Source organism: Deinococcota bacterium (assembly GCA_030858465.1).
GTDB lineage: Bacteria > Deinococcota > Deinococci > Deinococcales > Trueperaceae > JALZLY01.
The window spans coordinates 1-25,048 of the sequence record JALZLY010000257.1 but is presented as its reverse complement, the minus strand read 5'-3'; the positions used below and the strand labels follow the sequence as shown (position 1 = coordinate 25,048).

The 25,048-nt window shown below is 65.9% G+C and carries 26 protein-coding genes and 2 pseudogenes; 11 read left to right on the top strand and 17 right to left on the bottom strand.

Annotated features, from left to right (window positions below):
• The coding region (locus M3498_13070; protein MDQ3460213.1) for a rod shape-determining protein MreC at nucleotides 1-185 on the top strand (185 nt) is incomplete at its 5' end.
• Here the strand turns inward: M3498_13070 and tsaB are convergent.
• From tsaB to M3498_13055, 3 genes are read right to left on the bottom strand one after another with little or no spacing between them, the layout of a single operon-like run.
• Nucleotides 186-761, bottom strand: a complete 576-nt coding sequence (gene tsaB / locus M3498_13065) for a tRNA (adenosine(37)-N6)-threonylcarbamoyltransferase complex dimerization subunit type 1 TsaB (protein MDQ3460212.1) — start codon at nucleotides 759-761, stop codon at nucleotides 186-188. It abuts the gene before it with no gap.
• Nucleotides 762-795: 34 nt separating this feature from the next.
• A complete protein-coding gene (tsaE, locus tag M3498_13060; protein ID MDQ3460211.1) occupies nucleotides 796-1,272 on the bottom strand; it encodes a tRNA (adenosine(37)-N6)-threonylcarbamoyltransferase complex ATPase subunit type 1 TsaE in 477 nt (158 codons plus the stop codon).
• Nucleotides 1,262-3,310, bottom strand: a complete 2,049-nt coding sequence (locus M3498_13055) for a hypothetical protein (GenBank protein ID MDQ3460210.1) — start codon at nucleotides 3,308-3,310, stop codon at nucleotides 1,262-1,264. The genes tsaE and M3498_13055 overlap by 11 nt, the downstream gene beginning before the upstream one ends.
• A 356-nt stretch (nucleotides 3,311-3,666) precedes the next feature.
• On the opposite strand from M3498_13055, the gene M3498_13050 reads away from it, so the two are divergent.
• The 3 genes from M3498_13050 (at nucleotide 3,667) to M3498_13040 (ending at nucleotide 5,897) form a co-directional block, all read left to right on the top strand.
• Nucleotides 3,667-4,563 (top strand): ABC transporter ATP-binding protein, encoded by an 897-nt coding sequence (locus tag M3498_13050; GenBank protein ID MDQ3460209.1) that lies wholly within the window; start codon nucleotides 3,667-3,669, stop codon nucleotides 4,561-4,563.
• Nucleotides 4,556-5,362 carry an ABC transporter permease gene (locus M3498_13045; protein ID MDQ3460208.1) on the top strand — a complete coding sequence of 269 codons (807 nt, stop codon included), beginning with the start codon at nucleotides 4,556-4,558 and terminating at the stop codon, nucleotides 5,360-5,362. Before M3498_13050 ends, M3498_13045 begins: the two co-directional genes overlap by 8 nt.
• Nucleotides 5,363-5,447: 85 nt before the next feature.
• Nucleotides 5,448-5,897 carry a DUF393 domain-containing protein gene (locus tag M3498_13040; GenBank protein MDQ3460207.1) on the top strand — a complete coding sequence of 150 codons (450 nt, stop codon included), beginning with the start codon at nucleotides 5,448-5,450 and terminating at the stop codon, nucleotides 5,895-5,897.
• Between the two features lie 30 nt (nucleotides 5,898-5,927).
• Here M3498_13040 and M3498_13035 read toward each other — a convergent pair whose 3' ends face one another.
• The 3 genes from M3498_13035 to M3498_13025 all read right to left on the bottom strand — a co-directional run bounded on the left by M3498_13035 (nucleotide 5,928) and on the right by M3498_13025 (nucleotide 8,622).
• Nucleotides 5,928-7,283 carry an NAD(P)/FAD-dependent oxidoreductase gene (locus tag M3498_13035; GenBank protein MDQ3460206.1) on the bottom strand — a complete coding sequence of 452 codons (1,356 nt, stop codon included), beginning with the start codon at nucleotides 7,281-7,283 and terminating at the stop codon, nucleotides 5,928-5,930.
• 27 nt (nucleotides 7,284-7,310) lie between these two features.
• Complete coding sequence (locus tag M3498_13030) at nucleotides 7,311-7,985, bottom strand: HAD family hydrolase (protein ID MDQ3460205.1); 675 nt, start codon at nucleotides 7,983-7,985, stop codon at nucleotides 7,311-7,313.
• Nucleotides 7,986-8,055: 70 nt separating this feature from the next.
• Complete coding sequence (locus M3498_13025) at nucleotides 8,056-8,622, bottom strand: Uma2 family endonuclease (GenBank protein MDQ3460204.1); 567 nt, start codon at nucleotides 8,620-8,622, stop codon at nucleotides 8,056-8,058.
• 475 nt (nucleotides 8,623-9,097) lie between these two features.
• On the opposite strand from M3498_13025, the gene M3498_13020 reads away from it, so the two are divergent.
• Together M3498_13020 and M3498_13015 are read left to right on the top strand one after the other, a co-directional pair.
• On the top strand, nucleotides 9,098-9,325 hold the full coding sequence (locus tag M3498_13020; protein ID MDQ3460203.1) for a type II toxin-antitoxin system prevent-host-death family antitoxin: 228 nt from the start codon (nucleotides 9,098-9,100) through the stop codon (nucleotides 9,323-9,325).
• Nucleotides 9,325-9,753 carry a type II toxin-antitoxin system VapC family toxin gene (locus M3498_13015; GenBank protein MDQ3460202.1) on the top strand — a complete coding sequence of 143 codons (429 nt, stop codon included), beginning with the start codon at nucleotides 9,325-9,327 and terminating at the stop codon, nucleotides 9,751-9,753. Before M3498_13020 ends, M3498_13015 begins: the two co-directional genes overlap by 1 nt.
• 10 nt (nucleotides 9,754-9,763) lie before the next feature.
• Here M3498_13015 and sdaAA read toward each other — a convergent pair whose 3' ends face one another.
• The 5 genes from sdaAA to M3498_12990 form a co-directional block, all read right to left on the bottom strand.
• A complete protein-coding gene (gene sdaAA, locus M3498_13010; GenBank protein ID MDQ3460201.1) occupies nucleotides 9,764-10,609 on the bottom strand; it encodes an L-serine ammonia-lyase, iron-sulfur-dependent, subunit alpha in 846 nt (281 codons plus the stop codon).
• Entirely contained in the window at nucleotides 10,606-11,337 is a 732-nt protein-coding gene (gene sdaAB / locus M3498_13005) for an L-serine ammonia-lyase, iron-sulfur-dependent subunit beta (protein ID MDQ3460200.1), read from the bottom strand. The genes sdaAA and sdaAB overlap by 4 nt, the downstream gene beginning before the upstream one ends.
• Nucleotides 11,338-11,453: 116 nt before the next feature.
• Nucleotides 11,454-11,792, bottom strand: coding sequence for an HU family DNA-binding protein (locus M3498_13000; protein ID MDQ3460199.1), 339 nt, complete (start codon nucleotides 11,790-11,792; stop codon nucleotides 11,454-11,456).
• Between the two features lie 256 nt (nucleotides 11,793-12,048).
• Entirely contained in the window at nucleotides 12,049-12,669 is a 621-nt protein-coding gene (locus tag M3498_12995; GenBank protein MDQ3460198.1) for a 1-acyl-sn-glycerol-3-phosphate acyltransferase, read from the bottom strand.
• A 43-nt stretch (nucleotides 12,670-12,712) separates the two neighbouring features.
• Nucleotides 12,713-13,531: a hypothetical protein gene (locus tag M3498_12990; GenBank protein ID MDQ3460197.1), complete on the bottom strand. Its 819-nt coding sequence runs from the start codon at nucleotides 13,529-13,531 to the stop codon at nucleotides 12,713-12,715.
• A 543-nt stretch (nucleotides 13,532-14,074) separates the two neighbouring features.
• Here M3498_12990 and ggt point away from each other — a divergent pair.
• Nucleotides 14,075-15,832: a gamma-glutamyltransferase gene (gene ggt, locus M3498_12985; protein MDQ3460196.1), complete on the top strand. Its 1,758-nt coding sequence runs from the start codon at nucleotides 14,075-14,077 to the stop codon at nucleotides 15,830-15,832.
• 762 nt (nucleotides 15,833-16,594) lie between these two features.
• Here ggt and M3498_12980 read toward each other — a convergent pair.
• The 5 genes and pseudogenes from M3498_12980 to M3498_12960 form a co-directional block, all read right to left on the bottom strand.
• Nucleotides 16,595-17,608 carry a YihY/virulence factor BrkB family protein gene (locus M3498_12980; protein MDQ3460195.1) on the bottom strand — a complete coding sequence of 338 codons (1,014 nt, stop codon included), beginning with the start codon at nucleotides 17,606-17,608 and terminating at the stop codon, nucleotides 16,595-16,597.
• 109 nt (nucleotides 17,609-17,717) lie between these two features.
• On the bottom strand, nucleotides 17,718-18,212 hold the full coding sequence (locus M3498_12975; protein MDQ3460194.1) for a hypothetical protein: 495 nt from the start codon (nucleotides 18,210-18,212) through the stop codon (nucleotides 17,718-17,720).
• Nucleotides 18,213-18,274: 62 nt separating this feature from the next.
• On the bottom strand, nucleotides 18,275-21,160 hold the full coding sequence (gene uvrA, locus M3498_12970) for an excinuclease ABC subunit UvrA (protein ID MDQ3460193.1): 2,886 nt from the start codon (nucleotides 21,158-21,160) through the stop codon (nucleotides 18,275-18,277).
• Nucleotides 21,161-21,425: 265 nt separating this feature from the next.
• Nucleotides 21,426-21,659: a hypothetical protein gene (locus M3498_12965; GenBank protein MDQ3460192.1), complete on the bottom strand. Its 234-nt coding sequence runs from the start codon at nucleotides 21,657-21,659 to the stop codon at nucleotides 21,426-21,428.
• A pseudogene (locus tag M3498_12960) lies at nucleotides 21,643-21,917 on the bottom strand (BrnT family toxin). Before M3498_12960 ends, M3498_12965 begins: the two are co-directional and overlap by 17 nt.
• A gap of 268 nt (nucleotides 21,918-22,185) precedes the next feature.
• Here M3498_12960 and M3498_12955 point away from each other — a divergent pair.
• Both M3498_12955 and M3498_12950 read left to right on the top strand, forming a co-directional pair.
• Nucleotides 22,186-22,413, top strand: coding sequence for an antitoxin (locus M3498_12955; GenBank protein ID MDQ3460191.1), 228 nt, complete (start codon nucleotides 22,186-22,188; stop codon nucleotides 22,411-22,413).
• Nucleotides 22,410-22,808 carry a PIN domain-containing protein gene (locus M3498_12950; protein MDQ3460190.1) on the top strand — a complete coding sequence of 133 codons (399 nt, stop codon included), beginning with the start codon at nucleotides 22,410-22,412 and terminating at the stop codon, nucleotides 22,806-22,808. The genes M3498_12955 and M3498_12950 overlap by 4 nt, the downstream gene beginning before the upstream one ends.
• A 422-nt stretch (nucleotides 22,809-23,230) precedes the next feature.
• Here M3498_12950 and M3498_12945 read toward each other — a convergent pair.
• Nucleotides 23,231-23,440: pseudogene (locus M3498_12945) on the bottom strand (ATP-binding protein).
• A gap of 59 nt (nucleotides 23,441-23,499) precedes the next feature.
• Between M3498_12945 and M3498_12940 the strand changes: the two are divergent.
• Nucleotides 23,500-24,495, top strand: coding sequence for a hypothetical protein (locus tag M3498_12940; GenBank protein ID MDQ3460189.1), 996 nt, complete (start codon nucleotides 23,500-23,502; stop codon nucleotides 24,493-24,495).
• A gap of 42 nt (nucleotides 24,496-24,537) precedes the next feature.
• Nucleotides 24,538-25,048 (top strand): hypothetical protein (locus M3498_12935; protein ID MDQ3460188.1); only part of this gene is annotated, 511 nt, incomplete at its 3' end.

The following is a 25,048-nucleotide window of genomic DNA, read 5'->3' as shown; positions in this document are numbered from 1 at the left end:
GGGTAGAGCCGGGCGACCTCGTCGAGACGAGCTCTCGCGGCGGCCTCTTTCCGCGCGGCATCGTGGTGGGCACGGTCGTCCAGGTCAAGCCGAGGGATCCCAACAGCCTGCGGACCGAGCTCATCGTGCGCCCGGCCGTGGACCTGCGCGGCCTCCTCGAGGTCGCGCTGATCGAGCCCATCTAGCTACAGGTAGAGGGGCTTTGTGGCTTGCAGAGGACGACGCGCAGCCTGCGCCGCGAGATAGCCGGGGTCGGGCGGCGGGTCGTGGTAGTGGTCCAGGCCCGGAAAGTGCGTGCCGAGCTCGGCACGCACGAGCTTTCGCACCTCGCCGAGCGCGCGCAAAGCGTCACCCTCCCAGCGATAGGCCGCCGCGTAGACGCGCTCCCGGCCGGCGTCCAGGGTGACCACGCCGCGAGCGCCCCTGGGCAGGGCGGTCGCGGCCATCGCCTCGAGCGTCACCACGCCGCCGAGCGGCACACCCAGACCCCGCGCCAGCCCCTGGGCGCTAGCGAGGCCTACCCGCAAGCCGGTGTAGGAGCCGGGGCCGACACCTACCGCCAGACCCCTCAGCTCGAGCCTGCGCCTGCCCGCGCGCTCCAGCAGCGCGTCCAGCTCGAGCAGGAGCCGCTTGGCGTGGTCGCGGCCGACCCTTTCGGTGAAGCTTGCCACGGCGCCCTCCTCGGGTGACCAAAGGGCTAGGGCGAGGTAGGGGGTGGCGGTGTCGATGCCGAGAAAGAGGCCCGTGCTAGACGCATCCACTCGAGCAGTCTAACCCAGGATGCCGCCAAGCCCTTCAACCTTCAATCTTCAATTTTAAACCTTCCAGAGTGGCGCGGCGTCCTTCGGGCGTGAGCTCGAGCCGCAGCAAACAGGCGTCGGGGTAGTGGGCCAAGAGACCCTCGCCCCACTCGACCACCACCAGGCGCGCGCGCCCCAGGTAGTCCTCGAGGCCGAGTTCCAGGAGCGCCTCCGCCGAGGGCAGGCGGTAGGCGTCGATATGCACGAGCAGACCCTCTGGCGTCGGGTATTCGTGGATCAGGGTGTAGGTCGGGCTGCTCACCCTGGCCGGGGAGCCGAGCGCCTCGGCCAGGGCCTGAGTCAGGGTGGTCTTGCCCGCGCCCAGCTCGCCCGCCAAGAGGAGCAGGCTGCCGGCCGGCAGCAGGGTGGCAAGCCGCGCCGCCAGGGCGCGGGTGGCGGCCAAAGAGGAGAGCGCGACAGGGTCTCCGGGGCTCACCACGGTGAAACCGTACCCTCCGGCATCACGCGTCATCGTCCTGGTCGGCCACGCGCTCCTGGGCCACCTTGGGCGGCGCGGGCTCGGCGCCCTTTGGGGTCCGGACCGGGGCCCTGCCCAGCAGGCCGAACCGCTTGCAGATGCCGTAGAGGCCGGTGGAGGCGAACAGAATGGCGAGCGCGCTGACGATCACCCAGAGAAGCCCGCCCAGCGGGCTCTGAAAGGGTGAGAGCACGAGGGGTGCGGCGAGCGCGGTGACCCCGGTCGTCGCCGCGAGCAGCGCGCCCGCGTAGGCGACGCCCTCGTAGATGACGGGCAGCAAGAGGAGAAAGAGCGCCGCGGCGACCCAGCGCCAACTGCGGTTGCCGCCGCCGAAGGCCAGGTTGAGCAGGTAGAGCGGGTAGAAGGCCAGCAGGGCGAGCAAAATGACGGCGCTCGCGCGGACGAGACCCGGCCACCAGAGGCTCGAGGAGGCGTTGGCCGCCTGCAGGAGCCCGGCCTCGCGGCCCGCCAGGGCCCCCTCCAGGCTGCCGAGCTGCACAATCACCACGGCCGCGTCCTGGAGCCTCAGGGCCGGCGCGTGCTCGAGGTGGCGCAAGACCTCCGCCGTACGCCCGGCCTCGCCGCCGGCCAGGGGCTGCAACAGGGTTTCGACCTCGCCGCGGATCCCGGCGATCAGCTCCTGGGCAGGGGCCGTGAGCCCGCCCTCGAGGAGGGCGACGACCCGGGCGGCGCGGGCGTAGAGGCTGTCGATGACTTCCTGGGGGTCCCTGTAGCCGGACGCTTCATAGCTGTCAGCCAGACGGGCCAGCTCGGCGGCGGGCAAGCCGTGAGGTGCGAGACTGGCCTCGAGCGCCGCGCGGCCCGCCTCTGCGGCGGCCGGATCGGCGGCCTGTTCGGCAGCGCCGATCGCCTCGTCCCTCACGGCCTCGTCGCCCACCGCCTCGTCGCCCACCGCCTCGTCGCCCACGGCCTCGTCCGTCAAACGGTCGCCCGCTTCGGTGACCACGGCTGCATCTACCCGGACGGCGGTAGCTACCGCCACAGGTGTGGCCACCTCTAGCAAGGCGACCTCGTCTTCCGCCCTGTCGTCCGCCCTGTCGTCTGCTCTGTCGTCCGCTGCCGCATCCGCGATGTCGGCCGCGTCACCTTCGGCAACCGTGCTGAGCAACGGCTGGAAGGGGGTTGCAGTAGCCGGGCTGCTCTCGGTGGTCGGGGCTGGTTCGACTTCGGCCTCGGTGGTCGCTTCGCCTGCCTCCTCGGCCGCAGCCGGGACCGGCGCGGCCGCAGCCGCCTGCGCTGTCACACCGGCGAGCCCGGTCAGTTGCCCGCCCAGTTCGCCGAGCTTGCCCTCCAGAACCTCGGCGTCGCCCTCCAGGAGGGCGCCAAAGGCGCCGACGAAGAGGTCGGTCGCGTTCTCGCCGGTGTGCAGCGAGTCCTGAACGGGAATAAAGGCGGCGTAGGCAGCGGCCAGCGCCAGATAGGCGGCCTGCTCGTCGCTGGCCTGCAGCGCGCGCACCTCGTCCAGGCGCGCCTGGATATACTCGCCGACGCCCTGCTCAAAGCCGGCCAGGAGTTGCGCGAGCGAGCCGACGCCGGTGTCCAAGGCCTCTTGGCGCGCCGCGCTGAAGCCGGTGTCGCGGGCCAGGCGGCTCACCTTGCTCTGCGCCAGGGCGAGGTTGCCGCTAGCGGCCTCGACCAGGGCCGTCTCGTAGACGATGCGCTGCAAGCCGCCGCGGATCAGCGCGGCCCGGACCTGCAAGTCGCTGAGGCTGCGCCGGCCGATGGCGATCCGGGCCTGCGCGAAGGTGTCGGCCAGGCCGCTGCGCAAGGCGTCGCTGCGCGTCTCGCTGACCAGGGTAAGCGAGGCGTTCTCGGCGCGCTCCAGGCTCGCCAGGCTTTCCTCCGGATCGCTCACCAAGAGGCTGCTGCTCTCGCTCAGGTAGTCGACGGCCTGGGCGTAGCGGTCCAAGACCGGGATGTCCAGAGTGGGGGCGTCCTGAACGTTCTGGGCGAGGGCGGAGCAGGCGAAGCACAGGAGAAGCGCATATAAGCAGCGCAGGCTAGAGTTCATATCTCCTCCTCGAGGGCGGCCCGGGCTGAAAGCCGCGTCCAGACTCAGTTCCGGCTGAACGATCACCAGGAGGGCGTCTTGTCCGAGGGATGGGCAGGTCGGTCATGGTCGGATCCTGATAGGACTCGAGTCTACCTTACTCCGCAGCCGTGGCGCAGGGTTTAAGGCTGCGACCGTTTTCCGCTCGCGGCTTTCGCTTAGATTCGCGGTAGAATGGTGTTCGACTTTTGCGCGGGGAAGAGGAAGCCAACTTGAACGCAGTCCATACTGAACGAGGCAAGCGTGACGAAGAGACAGCAAAGCCCACCAAATCCAGCCAGGCGGACACTCCGGACCCCGTCGTCCGCGCCTCGAGCCTGAGAAAGCGCTACGGCTCGTTCGAGGCCGTCGCCGGCATCGATTTTGCGGTCGGGCCGGGCGAGTTCTTCGGCATGCTCGGCCCCAACGGCGCGGGCAAGTCGACCACCATGCGGATGGTCTACCGGGTCACGCCGCTCACTTCGGGCAGCCTGTCGGTCCTGGGCCTGACGGCCGGCCGCGACGACCGCCTGATCAAGGCCGAACTCGGCGTGGTGCCGCAGCTCGACAACTTAGACGAGCAGCTCACCGTCCTCGACAACCTGCTCGTCTACGCCCGCTTCAACGAGATCGTACCCGAGGTCGCGCGGCGCCGGGCCGCAGAGCTGCTGGACTTTCTCGAGCTCGCCGGCAAGGCAAAGGCGCCCATCCGCGAGCTCTCGGGCGGCATGAAGCGCCGCCTGACCCTAGCGCGCGGCCTCATGAACGACCCCAAGATCGTTATCCTGGACGAGCCCACCACCGGCCTCGACCCGCAGGTGCGCCTCACCCTCTGGGACAAATTGGACGAATTGCGGGCGCGCGGCGTGACCTTGATCATGACCACCCACTACATGGACGAGGCCGAAAGGCTCTGCGACAGGCTGGTCATCATGGACCAGGGGCGCATCGTGGCGGAGGGCTCGCCGCGCAAGATGGTGCGCGAGCAGGTCTCGCCCGAGGTGATCGAGGCCCGGCTCGAGGGCAACGACTTCGCGCGGCTCGAGCATCACGCCAAGCGCCTCGGCGCCGAGGTCCAACGCGCCGGGGACAGGGTGAGCCTGTTCGTGAACGACGGCCGCGAGGTTCTTAGGTCCTTGGCAGAGGATAGTATCTTCCTGAACGGCGCCTTCGTGCGGCCGGGCAACCTCGAGGACGTCTTCTTGAAGCTGACGGGCAGGGCACTCCGTGAGTAGGGCCCTGCGCAAGGCTTATGGCGGCCAGCAGCTCGTCAGCCTGCGGGCCGCCTGGCGCATCTGGGAGCGCAACCTGCGCGTCTACAAAAAGTCCTGGAAATACGTCTTGGTGCCGAACTTCTTCGAGCCGGTGTTTTATCTCCTGGGTCTGGGCGTCGGCCTGGGCGCCTACGTCGCCGAGGGCGGCGCCTTCGAGGGCGGCTATCTGGCCTTTATCGCGCCCGGTCTGATCGCCGCCTCGGCGATGAACGGGGCCTCGTTCGAGACGACCTACAACGTCTTCGTCAAGCTCAACTTCGACAGGATCTACGACGCCATGGTCACCACCCGCATCAACATGGAGGACGTGGCCCTGGGCGAGATCCTCTGGGCGGTGACCCGCGCGCTCCTCTACGGCGGCACCTTTTTTATCATCACCCTCGCCTTCGGCCTGCCCTTTTCGCCCTGGTCGCTGCTGATACCCTTCGCCATCGCCCTCACCGGCTTCTGCTTCGCGGCCATCGGCCTGGCCTTCACCTCGGTCATCAAGACCATCGACCTCTACTCCTACTACTTCACCATGTTCCTGACGCCGTCGTTTCTCTTCTCCGACATCTTCTTTCCCGTCGAGGACCGCTTTCCGGACTGGCTGGTGGCGGTGGCGCAGTGGACGCCGCTCTACAACGCCGTGCAGCTCATGCGCGGGCTGGCGAGCGGCGAGGTGGCGGGGCTGGGGTTCCCGGTGCTCTATCTGTTGACGCTCGCTACGGCGCTGTCGGTCTTCGCCATCACCAGGATGCGGCGGCGGGTGATCGTCTAGGAGCTGGGCGTGACCGAGCGCTTCTTGGGGCTCGAGGTCGCCTTGGCGCCTTTGGGCTTGGCGTCTCATGCTCTACACTGAGGGCATGGCCGAAGGTACGCCGCTTCACACTCGCCCGCCCGAGGGCGGAGCACCGCTCGTTCTCTACGACGGGAACTGCGCCTTCTGCAGCGCCCAGGCCGAGCGGCTGGGCAGGTTGGCAGGAGGCAGGGTCGTCTTGCGCCCCTTGCAGCAGGAGGGCCTGCTCGAGACCTTCCCCGGCCTCAGCCGGGACGAGGCCATGCGCGAGATGAAACTGATCGACGGGTGCGGGCGCGTTTACGGCGGCGCCGAGGCGGTGGTGAGGGCGCTCGAGCTGGGCGGCTCCGGTCTCGGCCTCCTGGCGCGGGCCTACTACCTGCCGGGCCTGCGCCCCCTGACCGACCGCCTCTACACCTGGGTGGCGAAGAACCGCTACCGGCTCTTCGGCCGCGGCGAGACCTGTGAGGGGGCGTGCCCTCTAGCCAAGCGAGACGTGGAGGACAGGGCGGGCTGAAGCCGGGTCGGCGGCGAGGCGTGGCCTGAGCTAGCTGCGCCTGACGGATTCCCGCTCCGCCAGCCCCTCCTCCTGCTTGACGAAGTCGACCTCCGGGCTGTAGGAGGGCACCTCGGGGACGACGTCCAGGATGAGGCGGGCGCTGCGGTCATAGGTGAAGTAGTTGTACATCCAGCTGAGCATCACGCTGACGCGGTTGCGAAAACCGATAAGGTTCAAGATGTGCACGAAGAGCCAGGCGAGCCAGCCGATGAAGCCCTTGAGACGCCGGCCCGAGGGCAGTTCGGCCACGGCGGCATTCCGGCCGATGGTCGCCATGATGCCGGGGTCCCGGTAGGTAAAGGCTGCTCCCCCTCTTTCGCCGCGCAGGCGCCTTAGCAGGAGCTCGGCCACGTACTTGCCGCCCTGGTTGGCGACGGGCGCGACCTGCGGCAGGAGCTGGCCCGCCCCGTCGACGCTGCCGGCGAGGTCGCCGATGACGAAGACCTCGGGGTGGCCGGGCACGCTCAGGTCTTCGTTGACCTTGACCCGAAAGCCGTGGGTGAGCTCGAGCCCGAGCCGGTCCACGAGCGGGTTGCCGCGCACGCCCGCGGCCCAGATGAGCGTCTGCGCGGGGATGCTCTCGCCGCTCTTGAGCTTCACCTCGCTTGCGCTGACCTCGACGACCGCCTCGTTCAGGCGGACATCGACGCCGCGCCGCCTGAGCACGTCCAGGGCGTAGGCGCTCGAGCGCTCGTGGAAGGGCCCGAGCAGGTGGTCGGTCATCTCGACCAGGATGACGCGGGTCATCGCCACGTCCACGTTCGGGTAGTCCTTCTTGAGGACCTGGCTGAAGAGCTCGACCAGCGACCCGGCCATCTCCACACCGGTCGGCCCGCCGCCGACGAGGACGAAGGTGAGCGCGCCCCTGTGAGCCAGGCCGGGGTTGGCGTCCACCCGCTCGAACTGGCTGATGACGTGGCTGCGCAGGTGAACGGCCTGAGGCAGGGTCTTTAGATAAAAGGCATGCTCCAAGACGCCGGGCACGCCGAAGTCGTTGGTGGTCGCGCCCGCGGCCAGGACCAGGGAGTCGTAGGGGACGGCGCCGTCCTCGAGCGCGACCTCCCGCGCGCTAAAGTCCACGCCGGTGACTTGTCCCATGCGAAAGCCCAGGTTCTTCTGGCGCTGGAAGATGCCCCGGGCCGAGTGGGCGACGTCCTCGGGCGTCAGCGCCGAGGTGGCGACCTGGTAGAGCAGGGGCTGGAAGGTGTGGTAGTTGTAGCGGTCGATGAGGGTGATGTCGGCGTCGCCGTGACGCAGGTGGCGCGCCGCCATGAGGCCGCCGAAGCCGGCGCCGACGATGACGATGCGGGGTCTGGGCTGAGGGCTCATGGGGGTCTGGGTCATGCCGGTCCTCCTGTGTAGGACACCTGTTTAGGACGCCTGCTGGGCGCTGTGGCGGCTCACGAGCTCGCTCAGGGGCAGCTCGAGCAGGCTCCCTACGACGAGGTCGGCCGCGGCGAAGTCGAGGCTGCGGGTCATCGGCCCCGGCACCGCCACGGTAAAGAGCCCGGCGGCCTTGGCGGCGCGGACGCCGTTGAGCGAGTCCTCGATGGCGACGGCCTCGCCGGGCCGAACCCCTAAGCCGCGAACGGCGGCGAGAAAGAGCTCGGGGTCGGGTTTGGTGCGCCTCACGTCGTCGCGGCAACGGATGACCGCAAAGCGCTCCAGCAGGCCCAGCCTGCCCAGGTGTCCCTCGACCCAGGCCCGCGACGAGCTCGAGGCTACCGCCAGCGCCACGCCCCGCCTCTCGGCTTCGCGGATATACTCCGCTACGCCGGCTAAGACGGTGAGCTTGTCGAGCTCCACAAGGTGCGCCTCCCTGCGCCCGGCCTCGACGCGCTCCCGCTCGAGGCTGCGGCCGAGCTGCTGCTCGAGCGCCTCCAAAGGGTCGAAGACGTTCTCGGCGGTGCCGATGCAGGGCAGCCACTCGGCGAGCCCCAGCTCGCAGCCGTGCTCGCGGTAGACCGCCTGCCAGGACGCGAACTCGGACGATTCGGTGTCCAGGATCGTCCCGTCGAAGTCGAAAAGGAGCGCGCGCAGCCTCATGGTTCCATTATGAGCGCAAGTGAAATAAAACGCAAGCTTTCAGGTATCCTAATGTCCTTTAGCGTAGCGGCTAAAGACTAGGCTTAATCCCAGTCCGCACCCAATCGTGCAGCGAGCGTATGACGCTGTTGTCGTCCTGCGCTTCCCCTTGTGCCAACCACTGGCTGACCACCTCTGCGGATACCTGTGGAAACACCGGGCTGTACTCGCGGGGAAGATAGGCTCCTGCCTGAAGCCCATACATACTCACCCGGCGATTCACACAAACCCACAGTTCCCCAACCCCCAGCTGGGCATAGAGGGCAAACTTGCGTTGCGAAGGGTTGGTAACGTCAACTTCTACCACTAGGTCGGGTGGGGGATCGCTGGCGAGGTCGATGCGCCTGCCCTGCACCTTGTCGGCATTCTGAATGTAGTAGCAGGCATCGGGCTCTACGCTCTGCTGCAAATCCTCACGGCTCAAGGTTGTGGAGGCGAACCCTTTGACCCTGAGACCGAACTCCAGGGTAAGCGTGGTGATGATGCGCTCGAGCAGGTGCTTATAACTTTCGTGTTCATCGGACGGCATAGTGATCTCCAGCACCCCTCGGTCATAGGTGAGCCGTGCGGAGCGCTCATCTCCCAGGTCACGAAGCATGGCCCGATACGTTGACCAGCTAATGTCGTGCAAGACTACTTGTTGGGTGATGGGTTCGTGAATAAGAGCCATAACAGACTCACCCACTCTCAGCTAGTTTGACATCCAGCTCAGACCGATAACGCGCAGTGCATCCGTCAAAAAGTTCGGCGTCAGGGCGCTCGTCCTCGGGCCAACTGGCGATGCTCCGGTTGCTTTGCCGTTCGTTGCTCAAGGTTGCCTCACGTCTACCATTGTAAGCGATTGGATGTAAGCGATTGGAGCTATCCAGCTAACATCCGCGACCATGGCGTTGCGGCTGCAAAGGATTGCAGCTTCACGGGGAGCCGCAAACATCATCGGCGGGAATGCGCTTCGCAGTGCCGCCAGAGAGTTAACCCTGCTTTGTGGAACTGAAAAATCCCTCGGGCAAATGTTGAAAGTCAGATCCAAAAATTATAAATTATTGTCAGGATAAATTTAAAAGGAGCCCCACATGATCGAAGTGACCGCGGCCAAGGCCAGAAAAGACTTCACCGAGCTGTTAGACCGTGCCGAAGCGGGCGAGACTATCACCGTCACCCGCCACGGCAAGGTGGTCGCTCGCATCGTCCCTGCCGACACCCGGCCCTGGGGGGATATGGAGGCGTTTCGCAAGCGTCTTACGGTCAGCGGCAAACCGGCGAGCCAGATGGTCATCGAGGAGCGCCGAGAGGCCCGCTAGTGACCTATTTGGACGCTTGCGCAACTATTCCCTTCTATCTTCCCGAAGTGCTGAGCGAGGAGGTGGACGCCTTGATCCGCGCCTGCAAAGACCCGTTCATGAGCAACCTCTCGGCCCTCGAGGTGGTCTCGGTCATCGCCCGCAAGGTCCGCGAGGGCGGCATGGACCGCGCCGACGCGAGCGCTGCCCTCGGCCTCTTTGAGAGCCATCGCCGCGCCCTGCTATATGAGCCTCTCGAGATCGGCGCTCGACACGTCGTGGAAGCCGAACGCCTGATCCGCACGCTCGAGCATCCCCTCAAGACCCAAGATGGGATACACGCTGCCGCTTGTCTTTTGGAAGGTCATCGTCTCGTCACCGCCGACAAGCAACTCGCGCGCGTCGCCGACTCCCTGGGGATCCCTACCGTTTACCTCGAGGCGGCTTGAAACAAAGGCCTCACTCGCCGGCCATCTTGAGCGCGATCATCCGGCCCGTCGGGGTGTCGGCGATGCCGCCCTCGCCGGTCTCGCGCAGCTCGGGCGGCAGCATCCTGCCGACCGCGGCCATCGCCGAGACGACCTCGTCGGGGGGAATGACCGACTCGAGCCCGGCCAGCGCGAGCTGCGCGGCGCTGACCGCGTGGACGCTGTAAAAGGCATTGCGCGAGACGCAGGGCACCTCGACGTAGCCGCCCACGGGGTCGCAGACCAGGCCGATGGTGTTCATGAGCGCCATCGTCGCCGCGTGGACCGACGCTTTGGCGCCGCCGCCCAGCAGCTCGGTGACGGCGGCGGCGGCCATCGCCGCCGACGAGCCGATCTCGGCCTGGCAGCCGCCGCTGGCGCCCGCGATGAACATCTTTTTGGAGATGATCTTGCCGATGCCGGCGGCCAGGACCAGCGGCATCAGCATCTTCTCGTCGTCCAAGCCCAGGTGGTCGGCCACGCCGATCAGGGCGCCCGGCACCGTGCCCGCGCTGCCGGCGGTCGGCGCGGCGACGATACGCCCCATGCGGGCGTTTTCCTCGTTGACGGCCATGGCGTAGGCCTGGACGCGCTTGAGCAGGGGCGCGTTCAGCTTGTCGCCCGCGTCGTGGAGCGTCTTGGCGTTCCAGCCGACCATGCCGGTGCGGCTCGGCGCGGTCGAGGCGAGCCCGCGCCGCACCGAGTCGCGCATCTCCAAGAGGCGCGCGCGCATCGCGTCCAGCATGTCGCCTTCGCCCAGGCCGGAGTCGGCCAGGTCTTCGGCGAGGACGGCCTTAGAGGCCGGACCCGTGACCGCGGCGAGCTCGGCGAGCGTCACGGCCCGCCTCCGACGGTGCCCGACTTGGTGCCGGCCTCGTGAGGAGAGGGTGAAACCGGGGCGCCGCTCATCACCTCGGGCAGCATCCTGAGCCAGCTCACGTAGGGCAGCTGCGTCAGGTAGTCGAGGGCATATTGTGCCAGGCGCTTGTCGAGTTCGATGGACATCATCGCCTGGCCGCCGCGCCGCCGCCGGGCCGAGTGCAGGGTGGCGATGTTGACCTCGTCGTCGGCGATGACCCGGGCGACCCGGGCGATGATGCCGGGGGTGTCGGTGTGCTGCACGAGCAGCGTGTGCAGGGCGCCTGAAAAGGCGCTGTCGAAGTCCTTGACCGCGACGACCTTGACCGCGCCGCCGCCCAGGCTCGAGCCCGTGACGCTGATCCCCTCCTCCTGGTCGTTTTGCAAGGTGATGCGCACCGTGTTGGGATGCACGTCGCCCAGGTCGGTACTCTTGAAAGAGAGCTTCAGCCCCTCGCGCTCGGCGAGGGCGAGGGCCTCGGGCAGCCGCGCGTCGTCGGGCCGCCAGCCGAGCAGACCGGCGGCAAGAGCCAGCTCGGTGCCGTGGCCCTTGCCGGTCTTGGCAAAGGAACCGTGGAGCTCCAAGCCGGCCCGCGTAGGCGCGCCCAGCAGGGTGTACCGGGCCAAGAGGCCCAGGCGGCAGGCACCCGCGGTGTGCGAGCTCGAGGGCCCCACCATGACGGGCCCGATCATGTCGAGGAGGCTCATTAGGGCCAGTCTAGCACCCCGTCCGGGCCCTGTCGGGCTCGAGTCCGGCGGGAAGTATAAAGGCAGGCGTCAGAACCCAGAGGAAGGATGTCTTCTGGCTCCTGACGCCTCAGGGTTCAGCTCGCCTTTTTCCTGCCCCCTCGCTTGCCGCCGGCCTTCTGAGCGCCCTTGATGCGCTCCTTGAGACCCTTGCCGGGTTTGAAGGCCGGATAGCTCGACTCGGGGATGCTGATGCGGTCGGTGGTGCCGGGCTTGACGCCGGTGCGAGCCTTGCGGGCGCGCACCTCGAAGGTGCCGAAGCCCGTGAGCTGGACCTTGGTGCCCTGGTCCAGGTGCTGGCCGATGTGCTCGATCATGCTGTCTACGACCGTCTTGACGTCCTTTTTCTTCATGTCCGAGCCCTGGGCGATCGCGTCAACGAGTTGCGCCTTGGATACCGTCGCTTGCTTAGCCATGAGATCTCCTCTTTGGTTTTGACTTCGCGGCTACTCTAGCATGTAAGGTGGCAGTTATCAAGTCCCCTACAGCCCTACCGAATTTGCTCCGTCCTGGACGGGCGTAATGAATTCACCTCGCTGTGCTGCAGGAGATAGTGCCTGCTGAACGCTGTTTTTAGAGTGCTGCGGGGTGTGGCCCGGCTGCCGACACGGCGCGAAGGGAGCAAGTAGGAGCCCAACTGTGAAGTTTTTAACACCCATCACCCGCGCTGGGTCATCCGCTCTGGGCGGATTCGCTGCGCTGCGCCTCGGGCGGGATGAGCGCCTGGACGCGCGCCATCAGCGCCCTCGTGAGCGCGACCATCTCCTCGCGGCTCTTGCCCTCGGGGTAGATGGGCTCGCCAAAGGCGACACGGTAGGCCCGGCCCTCGCGCCAGATGGCGGTAGGGATCAGGGGCGCTCGCGCGCGCTGGGCCAAGAAGGCGGCGCCGTGAAAGGCCTGGCCGGCTTCGGCGTAGCGCGTGCCCTCGGGAAAGATGCCCACGGCCGTGTCCGCCCTGAGGCGCCTGAGCGCCTCCTTGATGGCGCTGGTGTCGCCCTTCTCGCGGTCCACCGGGAAGGCCTTGAGCCGTTCCACCACCCAGCGCACGGGCTGCCTTTCGAAGAGCTCCTTTTTGGCCATATAGTCGACTTCCCTGGGCAGGACGCTGCCCACGAGCGGCGGGTCGAAGGCCGAGATGTGGTTGCCCGCGATGACGGCGCCGCCCGTAAGCGGCACCCTGTCCCGCCCGTAGACCTCGAGGCCGTAAAAGAGCCGCAGGAAGTTGCGAAACACGAAGCACGACAGGTAGTAAAACCACATGGACCTGAACCTCGCCAGGGACAGCCGCTCCATAGTCTAAGTATTCCTTTTCGCGCGGCGAAAGGGCAAGCCCTGTTCAGCTCTTGGCGCGCTCGAGGCTGCGCTCTACGCGCGCCGCGGCTTGCGCTACCTTTTTCAAGGCGGACCACAAGCCGGCGAGATCGTCGGGGTCTTGCGCGGCGGTCCGCGCCAATGCCAGACTGGCCTTGACCAGCCTGAACGCCGCGCTGTTCAGCGGCGGCTGACCCGAGCCCCCGCGCAACTTTTCGGCTCGAGCCACAAGCTCATCGAGCTCGGGGCGCCAGTCCCTCGCGGCCTCCCTTTGCCCTTTGGCCGGCGCTTGCGCTCCCTCCGGCAGGCTCTCGATAATCCGGCCACGCTGCTTGGCGGCCAGGTAGCTTTCCTTCAGACCCGCTGAGATGCCTCGTCCGAAGGAGACGTTGTAGCCCTCGAGGAGCCCGTCGTAGATGATCTTGCCCTTGAAGGGCAACAACACCGCCTTGACCAGAAAGGGCAGGCTTCTGGGCACGATGTCTTGAAAGCCGTCGTGGAGGGCCAGCACCCCATAGACGCGGTCGTCGCCGGAGATGAAGACGGCATGTTTCTTCAGCAACCGCTCGATATAGAACTCGCCCGCCACGACATGCTTCCAGCCGGCGATGACGGCCAGCCTATCCTCCGCGTAGCCTTGGGGGTTTTTTTCGATGAAGGCGTCGATCAGCTCGGGGCTGGCAAAAAGCGCTCGGCGCACGCTCAGCTTGGTTTCGCTCGAGCAGGCGCGGTAGTCCTCGAGCGTAGCGATCTCGGGATGGAGGCGGAGGTTTTGGTTGACGAAGCTTTGCAGCGCCCACATCAGCTCGAAAAAGAGGTCTGCCTCTTGCCTGGACAGCTTCATCCCGCCATTTTACAGCCTGCGCCGGGCCCACGCCGGGAATGACAAGACCAGGGACAGGAAACCAGCCAAACCCGGCTGGGCGCCTGCCGCTAGCCCGCCGTCTGGCGTGAAGGGGCTTGAGGTGTCACGGGCTCCCTCGAGTTGGGCTGCGCCAGCGCGTCCTCTCGGCGCGCAGAGGCGGGGCGGTGCTCAGAAGCTGCTCGTCTCGGCCTCGGGGAGGGCGAAGCTGCGGGCAACAAAAACCGTTGGAAGCACCCCGCTGTTTGGCCGTGACTCCGCTGTGACGGCTAAGGGACTCAACAGGCTTTTATCACGAGGGAAGAGATCACTGACTAAGACGCAAGGCAACATCTCTCCTTCGACCCTCTCAATTTAATGAGAGCGTGTGGGAGGAGGTTCGCATAAACTGAAGAGACGTTCATGATAGACGTTTATGGTAAAAGCCTGGGGAACTCGATGGAAAAGTCTTTGAACGGGGAGAAATCTGTTAGAATAACGAAAATTTTAGGAGGTGCTATGAAACCTTTAGTTATAAAACCTTTGGTGATTTTTCGGTATGCCGTTTTCAGCATGCTCTTTATCATGCTTCCCGCCGCGCTTGCGCAGAGTTCCCAAACGGGTACGGGCGGGGCCGCGGCTACCGTTGACGGCCACGCGACCCAAGTTGCCTTAGCCATCTTGAGCCAAGGAGGCAACGCGGTGGACGCGGCGGTAGCGGCCGCCGCCGTCATCAACGTCACCAACCCCTTTAGCGCGGGCATTGGCGGCGGCGGCTTTATGCTCGTTTACTTGGCCGACGAAGGCCGCGTACTAAGCATCGATTCCAGAGAGATGGCGCCCGCTGCCGCTAGGCCGGACATGTTCATCGACGAAGCGACAGGCGAGCCCATTCCCTTCCGGCCTGAGCGCATCAGCAGCGGTTTGTCCGTGGGGGTGCCCGGCACCTTGGCGGGTTGGGACGAGGCGTTACGCCGCTACGGCGCCCTCGACCTCGCCACGGTCTTAGCGCCCGCCATCGCGCTTGCCGAGGAGGGCTTTGAGATCAGCGAGGTCTTCGCCGGCCAGGTGGAGAGCAACCTCGAGCGCTTTGTCGCTTTCCCCGCGACCGCCGAGCTTTATCTGACGCCTGAAGGAACTGTGCCGGAGGCCGGCAGCCTGCACCGCAACCCCGACCTCGCCGAGACCTTCCGCCTCATCGCCCAGGGCGGCATCAACGCCTTTTACCGGGGAGAGATTGGCGAGGACCTCGTCGCCGTCGTGCAGGACCCACCTGCCGCTGCCGACCCGCCCTTTACCATTCGCGGCCAAGACATGACCATGGCGGACTTGGACGCCTACTTTGCGCCCGTTCGCGACGTCACCAGAAGCGACTACCGGGGCTACGAGATCTTCGGCATGGGACCGCCCTCGAGCGGCGGCCTGACGGTAGGACTCGTGCTCACTATCCTAGAGGGCTTTGACCTTGGCACGATGGAACGTGAGGAGGCCCTTCACCACATGCTCGAGGCCATGCGCTTAGCCTACGCCGACCGTGGCCGGTACATGGCCGATGCCGACTTTGTAGGCGTTCCGGTGGCGGGTTTGCTCAACCCGGACTTTGCCGCCAGCCGCCGCGAAGGCATCACCGGGGAAGTGAGCCTCGCTCCCGAGGCGGGCGATCCTTTTAACTATCAGGAGAACCCGGTCGAGCCCCTCCAGCCCGTCTCCTGGACCCCTAATGGCGATACCGGGAGCATCAGCACCACGCACCTGACAACCTCCGATGCCGCGGGCAACGTGGTGAGCTACACCTACACCATCGAGACCATCGGCGGCAGCGGCATCGTGGTGCCTGGCCGCGGCTTTTTGCTCAACAACGAACTCACCGACTTTAACGCCGAGCCGGGCGGAGCCAATACGGTGGAGCCGCGCAAGCGCCCGCGCTCGAGCATGGCGCCGACGATCGTCTTAAGAGACGGCCGGCCGGTAGTGGCCTTAGGCTCCCCCGGCGGCGCGACCATCATCACCACGGTCATCCAGACGCTTATCAACATGATCGACTTTGATATGTCCTTGCCTGACGCCATCAACGCGCCCAGAGTAGCAAACTTAGGCGGCGACACCACGCTGGTTGAAACCAACGTCGAAGCCGAGCAGGCCCTGCTCGACGCGCTCGCGGCAAGAGGCCATGATTTTAATCCCACACCGGAGATAGGCGCGGTCACCGGCATCTTCTTTAACGAAGACGGCACCGTGACCGTTGCGGCTGAAGCCTTGCGCCGGGGCAGCGGTGTGGCTCGAGTCGAACACCCCGCGGAGTAGTTACGGTCAGACTGCTTAAGCGGGGAGCTTACGGGCGTGCTCCATGCCGCCTTCCTCGCCGTGCTCGTCAGCCTCTGCGAGGCGTACACAGTCTGCGGTAGCAGGCGCTACGGCACGCTCGGCGGGGTTGGCTTCGCCCTCGCGGTGGTCGGCTCAAGCCTTATGCTGAACGGTTTCGGCGTCGTCCTTTTCGGCTTGGTGTTCGGGCGAACGTCGTGCGGGCGCTCAGCGGGATCGGGCTTTTCACAACGGTCCTCCTGATCGGGCTCTTTGCTCTCATGGTCGGTAACGTCCTTCTCGCTTTCGCCACCGCGCGCCGAACAGACGCCCCCGGTGGTTTGCTGCTATCTTCGCGCTCGGAGTTGCGCTCGCCGTGGTCTCTCCTGCCGCCGGGAGCATCTTCTGGCTCGGCATGGCCTACCTCTTCTGGCAACAAGGTCGTCTGGCGGCTGCGGGCGGGAGGCGCGGTCAGAGCGGCTCGAGCCTGACGCTATAATGCAAGCTCTATAATGCAAACTCTCGCGAGTTAGGATGACGAGCCATGCCACAAGCCATGACCATCTTGACGCCTGACCAGCGCATGCGGGTCTTCGTGAGTTCGACCTTGCAGGAGCTGGCGGAGGAGCGTTCAGCGGCAAAAGAGGCTATGGGTGTAAGGGTAGACGTGCATGTTTCAAGCGCAAGGGCGGCGCTTGATAAGCCACTCGAGCTGAGAACGAGAATGCTCGAGCCCGACACCGTGAGCCCCGGCTCGGTTGCGATTCAGGTCGCTTGCGATTCCTTGTCGCGCTCGAGCCGCGCCAACTCGCTTTCGTCCAAGAGGGGTTCCATCTCGCCCGCGCTGGACTCGCCGGCGATCTCGCTGCGATGGTCGATCTCGGCGGCGATCACGGCGCCGAGCAGGTAGAGGAGCAGCGACAAGTAGAGCCAGAGAAGCAGGAGCATCAAGGTGGTGATGACGCCGTAGATGATGTTGAACTGGTCGCGGTCCAAAAAGGTGAGAACGAGTTGCCGGGCGATCACCGTCATGATGACGGCAAAGAGCGCGCCCAAACAGGAACTCAGCCAGGAGGCGCCGCGGTGGGGCATGTAGCGAAAGGAGAGCGCGTAGATGGCCGTGGTCATCAGGCCGCCGAGGCCGCCGCTAAACACCCCCGAGGGCAAGTTGATCTCATCGATGGCGGGTAAGGGGTGGATGTCGAAGCCGGCCAGGCTGCGTTGCAGGGCCTCCAGGCCCTGCTCGACGTTGGTGAGCACGATCGACGAGATGGCCTCGAAGGAGATGACCAGGCCCACGCTCAAGACCAAGAGCAGGCCGATGATGCGCTGGCGCCAGAAGGGCCGCATGCTCTTGGACTCGAAGATGACCTCCAGGGCGAGCTGCAAGGAGGTGAAGAAGTTGCTGCCCGCCCAGATGAGCACCAGGACTGAAAAGACCACCGTGAAGAAGGCGCCGTCCAGGAGGATGTGCTCCAAGGCCTCGTAGCCCTGCTGCGCCAAGATGTCGGTGCTCTCCTCCAAGGGCAGCATCTGCGACAGGAGCGTGGTGATGGCGACGCTCGCCTGCTCCGAGAGGTCGGGGCGGTTGCGCAAGAAGACGCCGATGCCGCCCGCGAAGAGCACCAGGAGGGGCCCCAGCGAAAAGGAAGCGTAGTAGGCCAGCGCCGCCGCCAGGAGGGGCGGTCTCGAGGCGCCGTAGCGGCGCACGAGGCAGCTCATGAACTGACCGACCTCGGTCTTCTTCAATGCCGTGAAGGTTTCCTTCAGTCTCTTCATGACTACTCTTTATGACCCTCCGCCGGGGTGACCTGACCCGATTATAGGCCGCCGCACCCGGCGACAAAGGGTACTGAGTCGCCCTTGGCTATCAGGTCGCCCCTAGGGGTCAGCTCGCCCTTGGCTTGACGACGTGCCGCTCGCGGCGGCGGTCCAAGTAGAGCGCGAACAGCACGCCCGCCAGGGCCACCAGCCCCTGCAGCGTGATCCAGGTCTGCGGCGAGGGCGCGAGCGGCAGGGCGACGGCGAAGAGTTCGGTCTGCGCCAGGCGCCAGGCGACCAGCAGAGGCATGAGGTGGAGCAGCGGCGAGAGGACGAGTGCCGGATAACGCCAGCCGTACTCGAGCCCCAAGATGCCCAGGAGCCCAGCGGAGATGACCAGCGGCTGGAGCACCAGCCAGTCGCTCGAGCCGCTCACCAGCCCCAGGGGCGGTGCCAGGATGACGATCAGGTAGGCGAAGCTCGCCCGCACCAGGACGAAGGCCAGGTAGGCCAGGAGGGTGACGCCCAAGCTCCTGAACAGCTCCGGCACGGGCGCGGCAGCGATCGCCACGGCGGCCAGGAAGAGGAAGAGGCCGATGACGGGATGCGCGGTTCTGGGCAAGGTGGCCGCCGGGCTCACGCGCGGGCCCTTGTCTCACGGGCCCTTATCCCACAGGCCTGCATCTAGGCGACCTCCGGCATGGCCTCTCGCTTGGCCTCTCGCCTGAGGCGCGCGGCGATCTCGGGCACCCGGCGCAGGTAGTCGCCGGTAGACGAGCCCGGGTGCGCGGCGACGGTCTCGGGCGTGCCCTCGGCGACGACGCTGCCACCCCGGGCGCCGCCGTCGGGGCCCAGGTCGATCACCCAGTCGGCGGTCTTGACCACGTCGATGTTGTGCTCGATGACGATGAGGGTGTTGCCGCCGTCCACCAGGCGGTGAAGGACGCCCAGGAGCTTGTTGACGTCGTCGAAGTGCAGGCCGGTGGTGGGCTCGTCCAGGATGTACATGGTCTTGCCCGTGCTTCTCTTGCCGAGTTCGGAGGCCAGCTTGACGCGCTGCGCCTCGCCGCCCGAGAGCGTCGGTGAGGGCTGGCCGACGCGGATATAACCAAGCCCCACGTCCTTCATGAGCTGGAGCTTGCGGGCGATGGCGGGAATATTTTCAAAGAACGCCAGACCTTCCAGGACGGTCATGTCGAGCACCTCGGCTATTGACTTGCCGCGGATCTTGACCTCCAGGGTCTCGCGGTTGTACCTCGCGCCCTTGCAGACCTCGCAGGGCACGTAGATGTCGGGCAGGAAGTACATCTCGACCTTGACCGTGCCGTCGCCCTTGCAGGCCTCGCAGCGCCCTCCCTTGACGTTGAACGAGAACCTGCCCGGCTTGTAGCCGCGCTTGCGCGCCTCGGGGGCGCGGGTGTAGAGGTCTCTGATCTCGGTGAAGATGCCCGTATAGGTGGCCGGGTTGCTCCGCGGCGTGCGGCCGATGGGGCTCTGGTCGATCTCGATCACCTTGTCGACGTGCTCTTCGCCGTCGATGCGCTTGTGGGCGCCGGGGTGCTCCTTGGCGCGGTAGAGCCGCTTGGCCAAACTCGCGTGGAGGATGCGGTGGACGAGGGTGGACTTGCCCGAGCCCGAGGCACCGGTGATGCAGGTCATGGTGCCCAGGGGAATCGTCACGTCGATGTTCTTGAGGTTGTGCTCGGTCGCGCCGACGATGGTGAGCCTTTTGCCGTTGCCCTCGCGGCGGCCGCCCGGCACGGCGATGCCCTTCTCGTGGCGGAGGTAGGCCGCGGTCAGCGAGCCCGGGTGCCTGATCAGCTCCTCGGGCGTGCCCGCCGCCACCACATGGCCGCCGTGGACGCCGGCGCCCGGTCCCAGATCGACCAGATAGTCGCTGGCGCGCATCGTCTCCTCGTCGTGCTCGACGACGATCAGGGTGTTGCCGAGGTCGCGCAGGTGCAGAAGCGTCTTTAAGAGCCGGTCGTTGTCGCGGGGATGCAGGCCTATAGAGGGTTCGTCCAACACGTAGAGCACCCCGGTCAGGCCCGAGCCGACCTGCGTCGCTAAGCGGATGCGCTGGGCCTCGCCGCCCGACAGGGTGTTGGCGCTGCGGTCGAGGGTAAGATAGTCGAGGCCGACCGACTCCAAAAAGCCCAGCCGGGCGCCCACCTCGCGCAAGATGGGCGCGGCCACGGTGGCGCCGGGTTCGGGCAAGTCGAGCGCCCCAAAAAAGCCCACCGCCTCGAGGACCGTCATGTGGGAAACTTCGGCGATGTTCTTGCCGACGACCGTGACCGCTAAGACCTCGGGCTTGTAGCGCGTGCCCCCGCACTTGGGGCAGGGAACCAGCGCCATGAAGGCCTCGATCCGCTCCCTCGCGCCCTCCGAGGCGCTCTCCTGGTAGCGGCGCTCCAAGTTGGGAATCACCCCCTCGAACTGGGTGCTGAACCTGAAGGTCTCCTTGCCGTCGCGCTTATAGACCACGTCGAAGGCTTCGTCGCTGCCGTAGAGGATGATCCGCCGCGCCGTTTCGGGCAGGTCCTGCCAGGGCGTCCTCAGGTCGAAGTCGAGCGCCCCGGCGACCGACTTGAGCCGGTCCCAGTAGAAGATCTTGGAGCCGCTCTCGCGCCCTTGGCTCCAGGGCTGAATCGCTCCCTGGCCGACCGAGAGCTCGGGGTCGGGGACGATCAGCTTGGGGTCGAACTCCTGGCGGAAGCCCAGGCCGGTGCAGCCCTCGCAGGCGCCGTAAGGGGAGTTGAAGGAGAACGAGCGGGGCTCGAGCTCCTCCAAGGCGGTGCCGTGCTCGGGGCAGGCGAAGCGTTCGCTGAAGAGCTCGTCGGCGCCGCTGTCGGGCAGAAAGGCGCGCATCAGGCCCTCGCCCTTTTGCAGCGACAGCTCGACCGACTCGGCCAAGCGCGAGCGGTCCTCGTGGGTGAGCTTGAGCCGGTCGATGACCACGTCGATGTCGTGCTTCTCGTACTTTTCCAGGTTGAGCTTGACGGCCTCGTCCAGGGTCACCACCTCGCCGTCGACGCGCACGCGGGCGAAGCCCTCCTTCTTGAGGCCCTCGAAGAGCTTCCTGTACTCGCCCTTGCGGCCGCGCACCAGCGGCGCCAGGACGAGCGCGCGGGCGTCCGCGAAGCGCTCCAGGAGCCTACCCACGATCTCCGAGGCGGACTGCTTTTCGATCGCCCTGCCGCAGACCGGACAGTGCGGCTTGCCGACGCGGGCAAAGAGCAGGCGCAGGTAGTCGTGGATCTCGGTCACCGTGCCCACGGTACTTCTAGGGTTGTGCGAGGTGGTCTTCTGGTCAATGCTGATGGCCGGGGACAGCCCCTCGATGGCGTCCACGTCGGGCTTGTCCATCAGGCCCAGAAATTGCCGGGCGTAGGCCGAGAGCGACTCGACGTAACGGCGCTGGCCCTCGGCGTAGATGGTATCGAAGGCCAGGGTGGACTTGCCCGAGCCCGACACGCCGGTAAAGACGATGAACTTGTTGCGGGGCAGCTCGAGCGCGATGTTTTTGAGGTTGTGCTCGCGGGCGCCGCGGATGATCAGGTTCTGCAAGGGACGTTGCCTCCTATGGTGGGCTCTAGTGGTGAGCTCTAGTGGTGAGCTCTAGCGCTGGCCCGGCAGCGGACTCGGGCCCGGAGCGCAGGGCGGTACACGCCTAGGAGCGGGCCCCTTGGAGCCCGCCCGGAAACATACAAGTATATCAGAGGGCGCCACTGGGGCGGTAGCCTGTTCGATAACCCTCAGGCTTTTATCATGAACAGTAGCGGGCTTGAAAAGAGAGGCGCGTCCGTTGCAGCGGGTGTTAGGCGTCAACTCCTCAGCGGCGAGAAGATTTGGCCTGATTCGCTGAAATTTTCATCAACAAGCGTAGTGCCTCATTGACCGCTTCTTCATTAGGAAAGGCTCGTGCCACGTCGTCGTCAAGACGAATCAGGTGCATTCCCTCACGGTACTGAGCGGCGTACTTGCCACGTACAGCCCCTTTGAGTTGTAAAAAATCGTACTCGGAGCGTAAATCGTCATCGTGTGTCACCTCAACCTCCTTTCTCATAAAACTTCCGTTCATGCTTGGTTAACGCGCGTGCGCTGATGAGACGAATGCGACCACCTCTGTCGGTGTGTGCCACGATCAGGGATGTCCTTGTGCTGAGAGTCCTGCTGTAAGATAGCGCTGCTCGTAGCTCGAGTGGTCCGGATCATCGAACGTCAGAGATAATGAATCGACAAAGACGGTCGCAGCTTCCTGAAATGAGGCGCCGTGCTTGCTGAGGTTCGTTGCCGCCTTCTCAGGATCCCATTCAAAATGCACCTGTCTAGCATAGCACCCTCAGCGCCATACTTTGCCTATGACTGATGCCTAACGGCAAAGCTTAAGTCGCGCAGGGGCGAGCTGTTCATCCATAACACCCAACCTCGCTGAGCAGAAACTCGATCATCAACCGATCGATGCGCTCAGGTTGGTCGAGCTGAAGCCAGTGGCTCGCGTTCTCGATACGCTCGTAACGCCACGGTGGTGCGTATCCGCAACCGGTGCCGAGGCAGCACGCATCATGATGCGCAGATGTTATGATGTCAACATGCGCACCACCATCGACCTGCCAGACGACCTGCACCAGCAGGCGAAGTCGATCGCCAGGGACACATCACGAACGTTGAGCGAGACGGTCGCTGAGCTCATGCGGCGCGGCCTGGAGCAGGGGAGGCCGGCAGAGATTTTCCGTAGCCAACGGACCGGTCTCCCCGTGGTGCAGCTTGGCATCGTCATCACCACCGAGGACGTTCGCGCCTTAGAAGACGACGCGTGACCGTTCTCCTAGACGCCAACGTACTGATCGCGCTTGTCGTGGCCGACCACGTTCACCACGAGGCTGCTGAAGTCTGGCTCGCAAACGCCAAGGGTTGTTTCGCGACCTGTCCCATCACCGAGGGTAGCCTGGTGCGGCTGCTCATACGCGAAGGTCAATCGGCCAACACGGCGAAAGCGGTCGTGTCGGCGGTGGCAAACGACCCTCGCCACGAATTCTGGCCGGACGGTCTGTCATACCGCGACGTATCGCTGAAAGGCGTTATCGGCCATCGGCAGGTGACCGATGCTTACCTCGCGCAGCTCGCGCGAACCAATCGCGGTCGCCTGGCAAGCTTCGACCAGGGTCTGGCCAAGCTTCACCACGACATCGTCGAGGTGGTGCCCATACAGTGAGAACACAGCGAGAACACAGTGAGAACACGGCGAGAACACAGCCCGCCGAGCCTGCATCGACAATATAGACGATATAGTCGTAGACTCGCGGATTCATGTCAATTCCTCTCTGGCAACTGTCGGAACGTTCACCGCTTCGAGCAGGATGGGGGTCGCTGGGGCTGGCTCTGAGGTGCGGGCCGTCCGCAAAGAGGAGCTCGAGCAGGCCGTTCTCGCTGAGCGGTCCGCTAAACCACTCGGCGAAGGTCTGGCCGTCGCAGACATAGGCCACCGCTTGGCCGTCCATGACCCTGAGGGCGATGAAGGCGTCCGAGCCCGCGAGCTTAGCGGCGAAGCCTGGGCGCTGGTGACGAGGAGTAGGCTGAGCAGGGATAAGTGAGCAGGGATAAGAGGGTATGGCGGAATACGTGCATGGTGTTTCGTTACCCCTCGAGCCCGTACAATTCACGCTCCCACAGCCACCCGGTCACGCGCTCTATCCCGGTGCTCAGGTGGCGGCGGTAGGTGCTGAAAGGGAGCCCCAAGCGTTCGGCGGCGAGCTCTTGGGTGGCGGCAGGCTCTAAGTACGTCGCCCGAAGTGCCCGGTAGAGCTTCTCGTCCTTGGGGTGGACCTTGAGGGTTTCGGCGGCCTCGAGCTAGTTGCGGGGCTGGTAAAGTTGCAATCTCGGCTGCAAACATACGACAATACGGCATGAACTCGAGAATGAAGAACCATACGCTGGTCGGCGTGCTCGCCGGTCTCATCCTGGGCGTGCTGTTCGGCCTGCTCGTGGGCAACCTCGCGCTCGGCGTCATCTTCATGGTCGGCGTCGCGCTCGGCGGGCTGGCGCTGCTCGAAGAGCTCGAGGTCGCCCCGCGAGACCTCGGCAGGGAAATCTGGAGGCGGCTGGAGCGGCGGCGGACGGGGTCCAGGGAGAGCGTTGCCGGCCGGCCGGTCGTCACGACGCCGGTCGTCACGCCGCCGGTCGTCACGCCGATGGTGGAACCGAGCCTCGAGCCGGCACCAGCCGAGCCCGCGCGGCGGCCCACGGTCCAAGACCGTGGAGCGCAAGACCGTGGAGCGCAAGGACAAGGGATGCAAGGACAAGGGATGCAAGGACAAGGGGCGCGGCCCGTGAGGGAAGAGCCCCGGGTGGAGGGGTCTCAGGTGGTCGGTCTTGCCGCGGCGTCCACGCCGGTCTCCGCGGCCGAAGCCGGCGAGGCTTCTCGCCCCGCCGCGACCACAAAAACCCCGGCGACGGCCCCGGCAAGGACGGTCGCCCTGGTGGCGGGCATCGGGCAGCAGGCCGCTGCGGCCGGCAGGGCTCGAGACCTCTACAGCAACCCGCTCTTCGAGCTGAACCTCCAGTACGCCGAGTCGCTCGAGCCCGACGACCTCTTCATCCTCTCGGCCGAGCACCATCTGCTCAGGCCGGACGAGTGGGTCGAACCCTACGACGCCTTCCTGCGCACCATGAAGGCCGACGAGCTCAAGAGCTGGTCGGACGAGGTGCTGCGGAAGCTGGGGGAGGTCGCCGACCTGGGCAGCGACCGCTTCGTCGTCCTGGCTGCCAACAAGTACCGCAAGCACCTGGTGAGCGGGCTCAGGCACGTCGAGCTGCCCACCGAGGGCCTCAGCCTGAGCGAGCAGCGGGACTTCCTGAAAACCGATACCAAAGCCGAAGCTGAAACCGACAAGGCCGGCTGAGGCAAGGCTGAAGGCCGCGACATAGGAGGGGTAGGATAGGGCATGCGGCTCATGCTCCTGCCCCTGATGGGGCCCCTGCACCTGCGCTACCCCTCTTACAACGCCGTGAGCGTGCGCGACCTGGTGGAAAGGTTCGCGCCCGAGGCGGTCGCCGTCACCGCCCTGGCCGAGGGGGAGCTGGACGACCCGGCCTGGCAGAGCACGCCGGAGGTCGCCTTGCCGCTGGCGGTCGTCCCCTGGGCCCGGCGCCGCGGCTTGCCGCTCTACACCGTTCTCGAGCCCAGCCCCGACCCCGACGCCGGGAGGGATTTTCAGCGCTACCTGGGCCAGTACCCCCAGGGCAGGGTGCTGCTGGCCGAGGTGGAGGCCGCCCTGCGCCCCCTGGCTCCCCTCCTCGAAGAGCCCCTCGACCTGCCGCGCCTCGAGAGCGAGGTCCTGCCCCTCCTGCACGGCGCGCAGACGCTCCGGGAGCGGCTCTTCGAGGAGGGGCCGGGCACCGACTGGCTGCGCGCGCGCGCGCGCGTCATGGCGGCGCGCGTCCTGGCGCTGGACG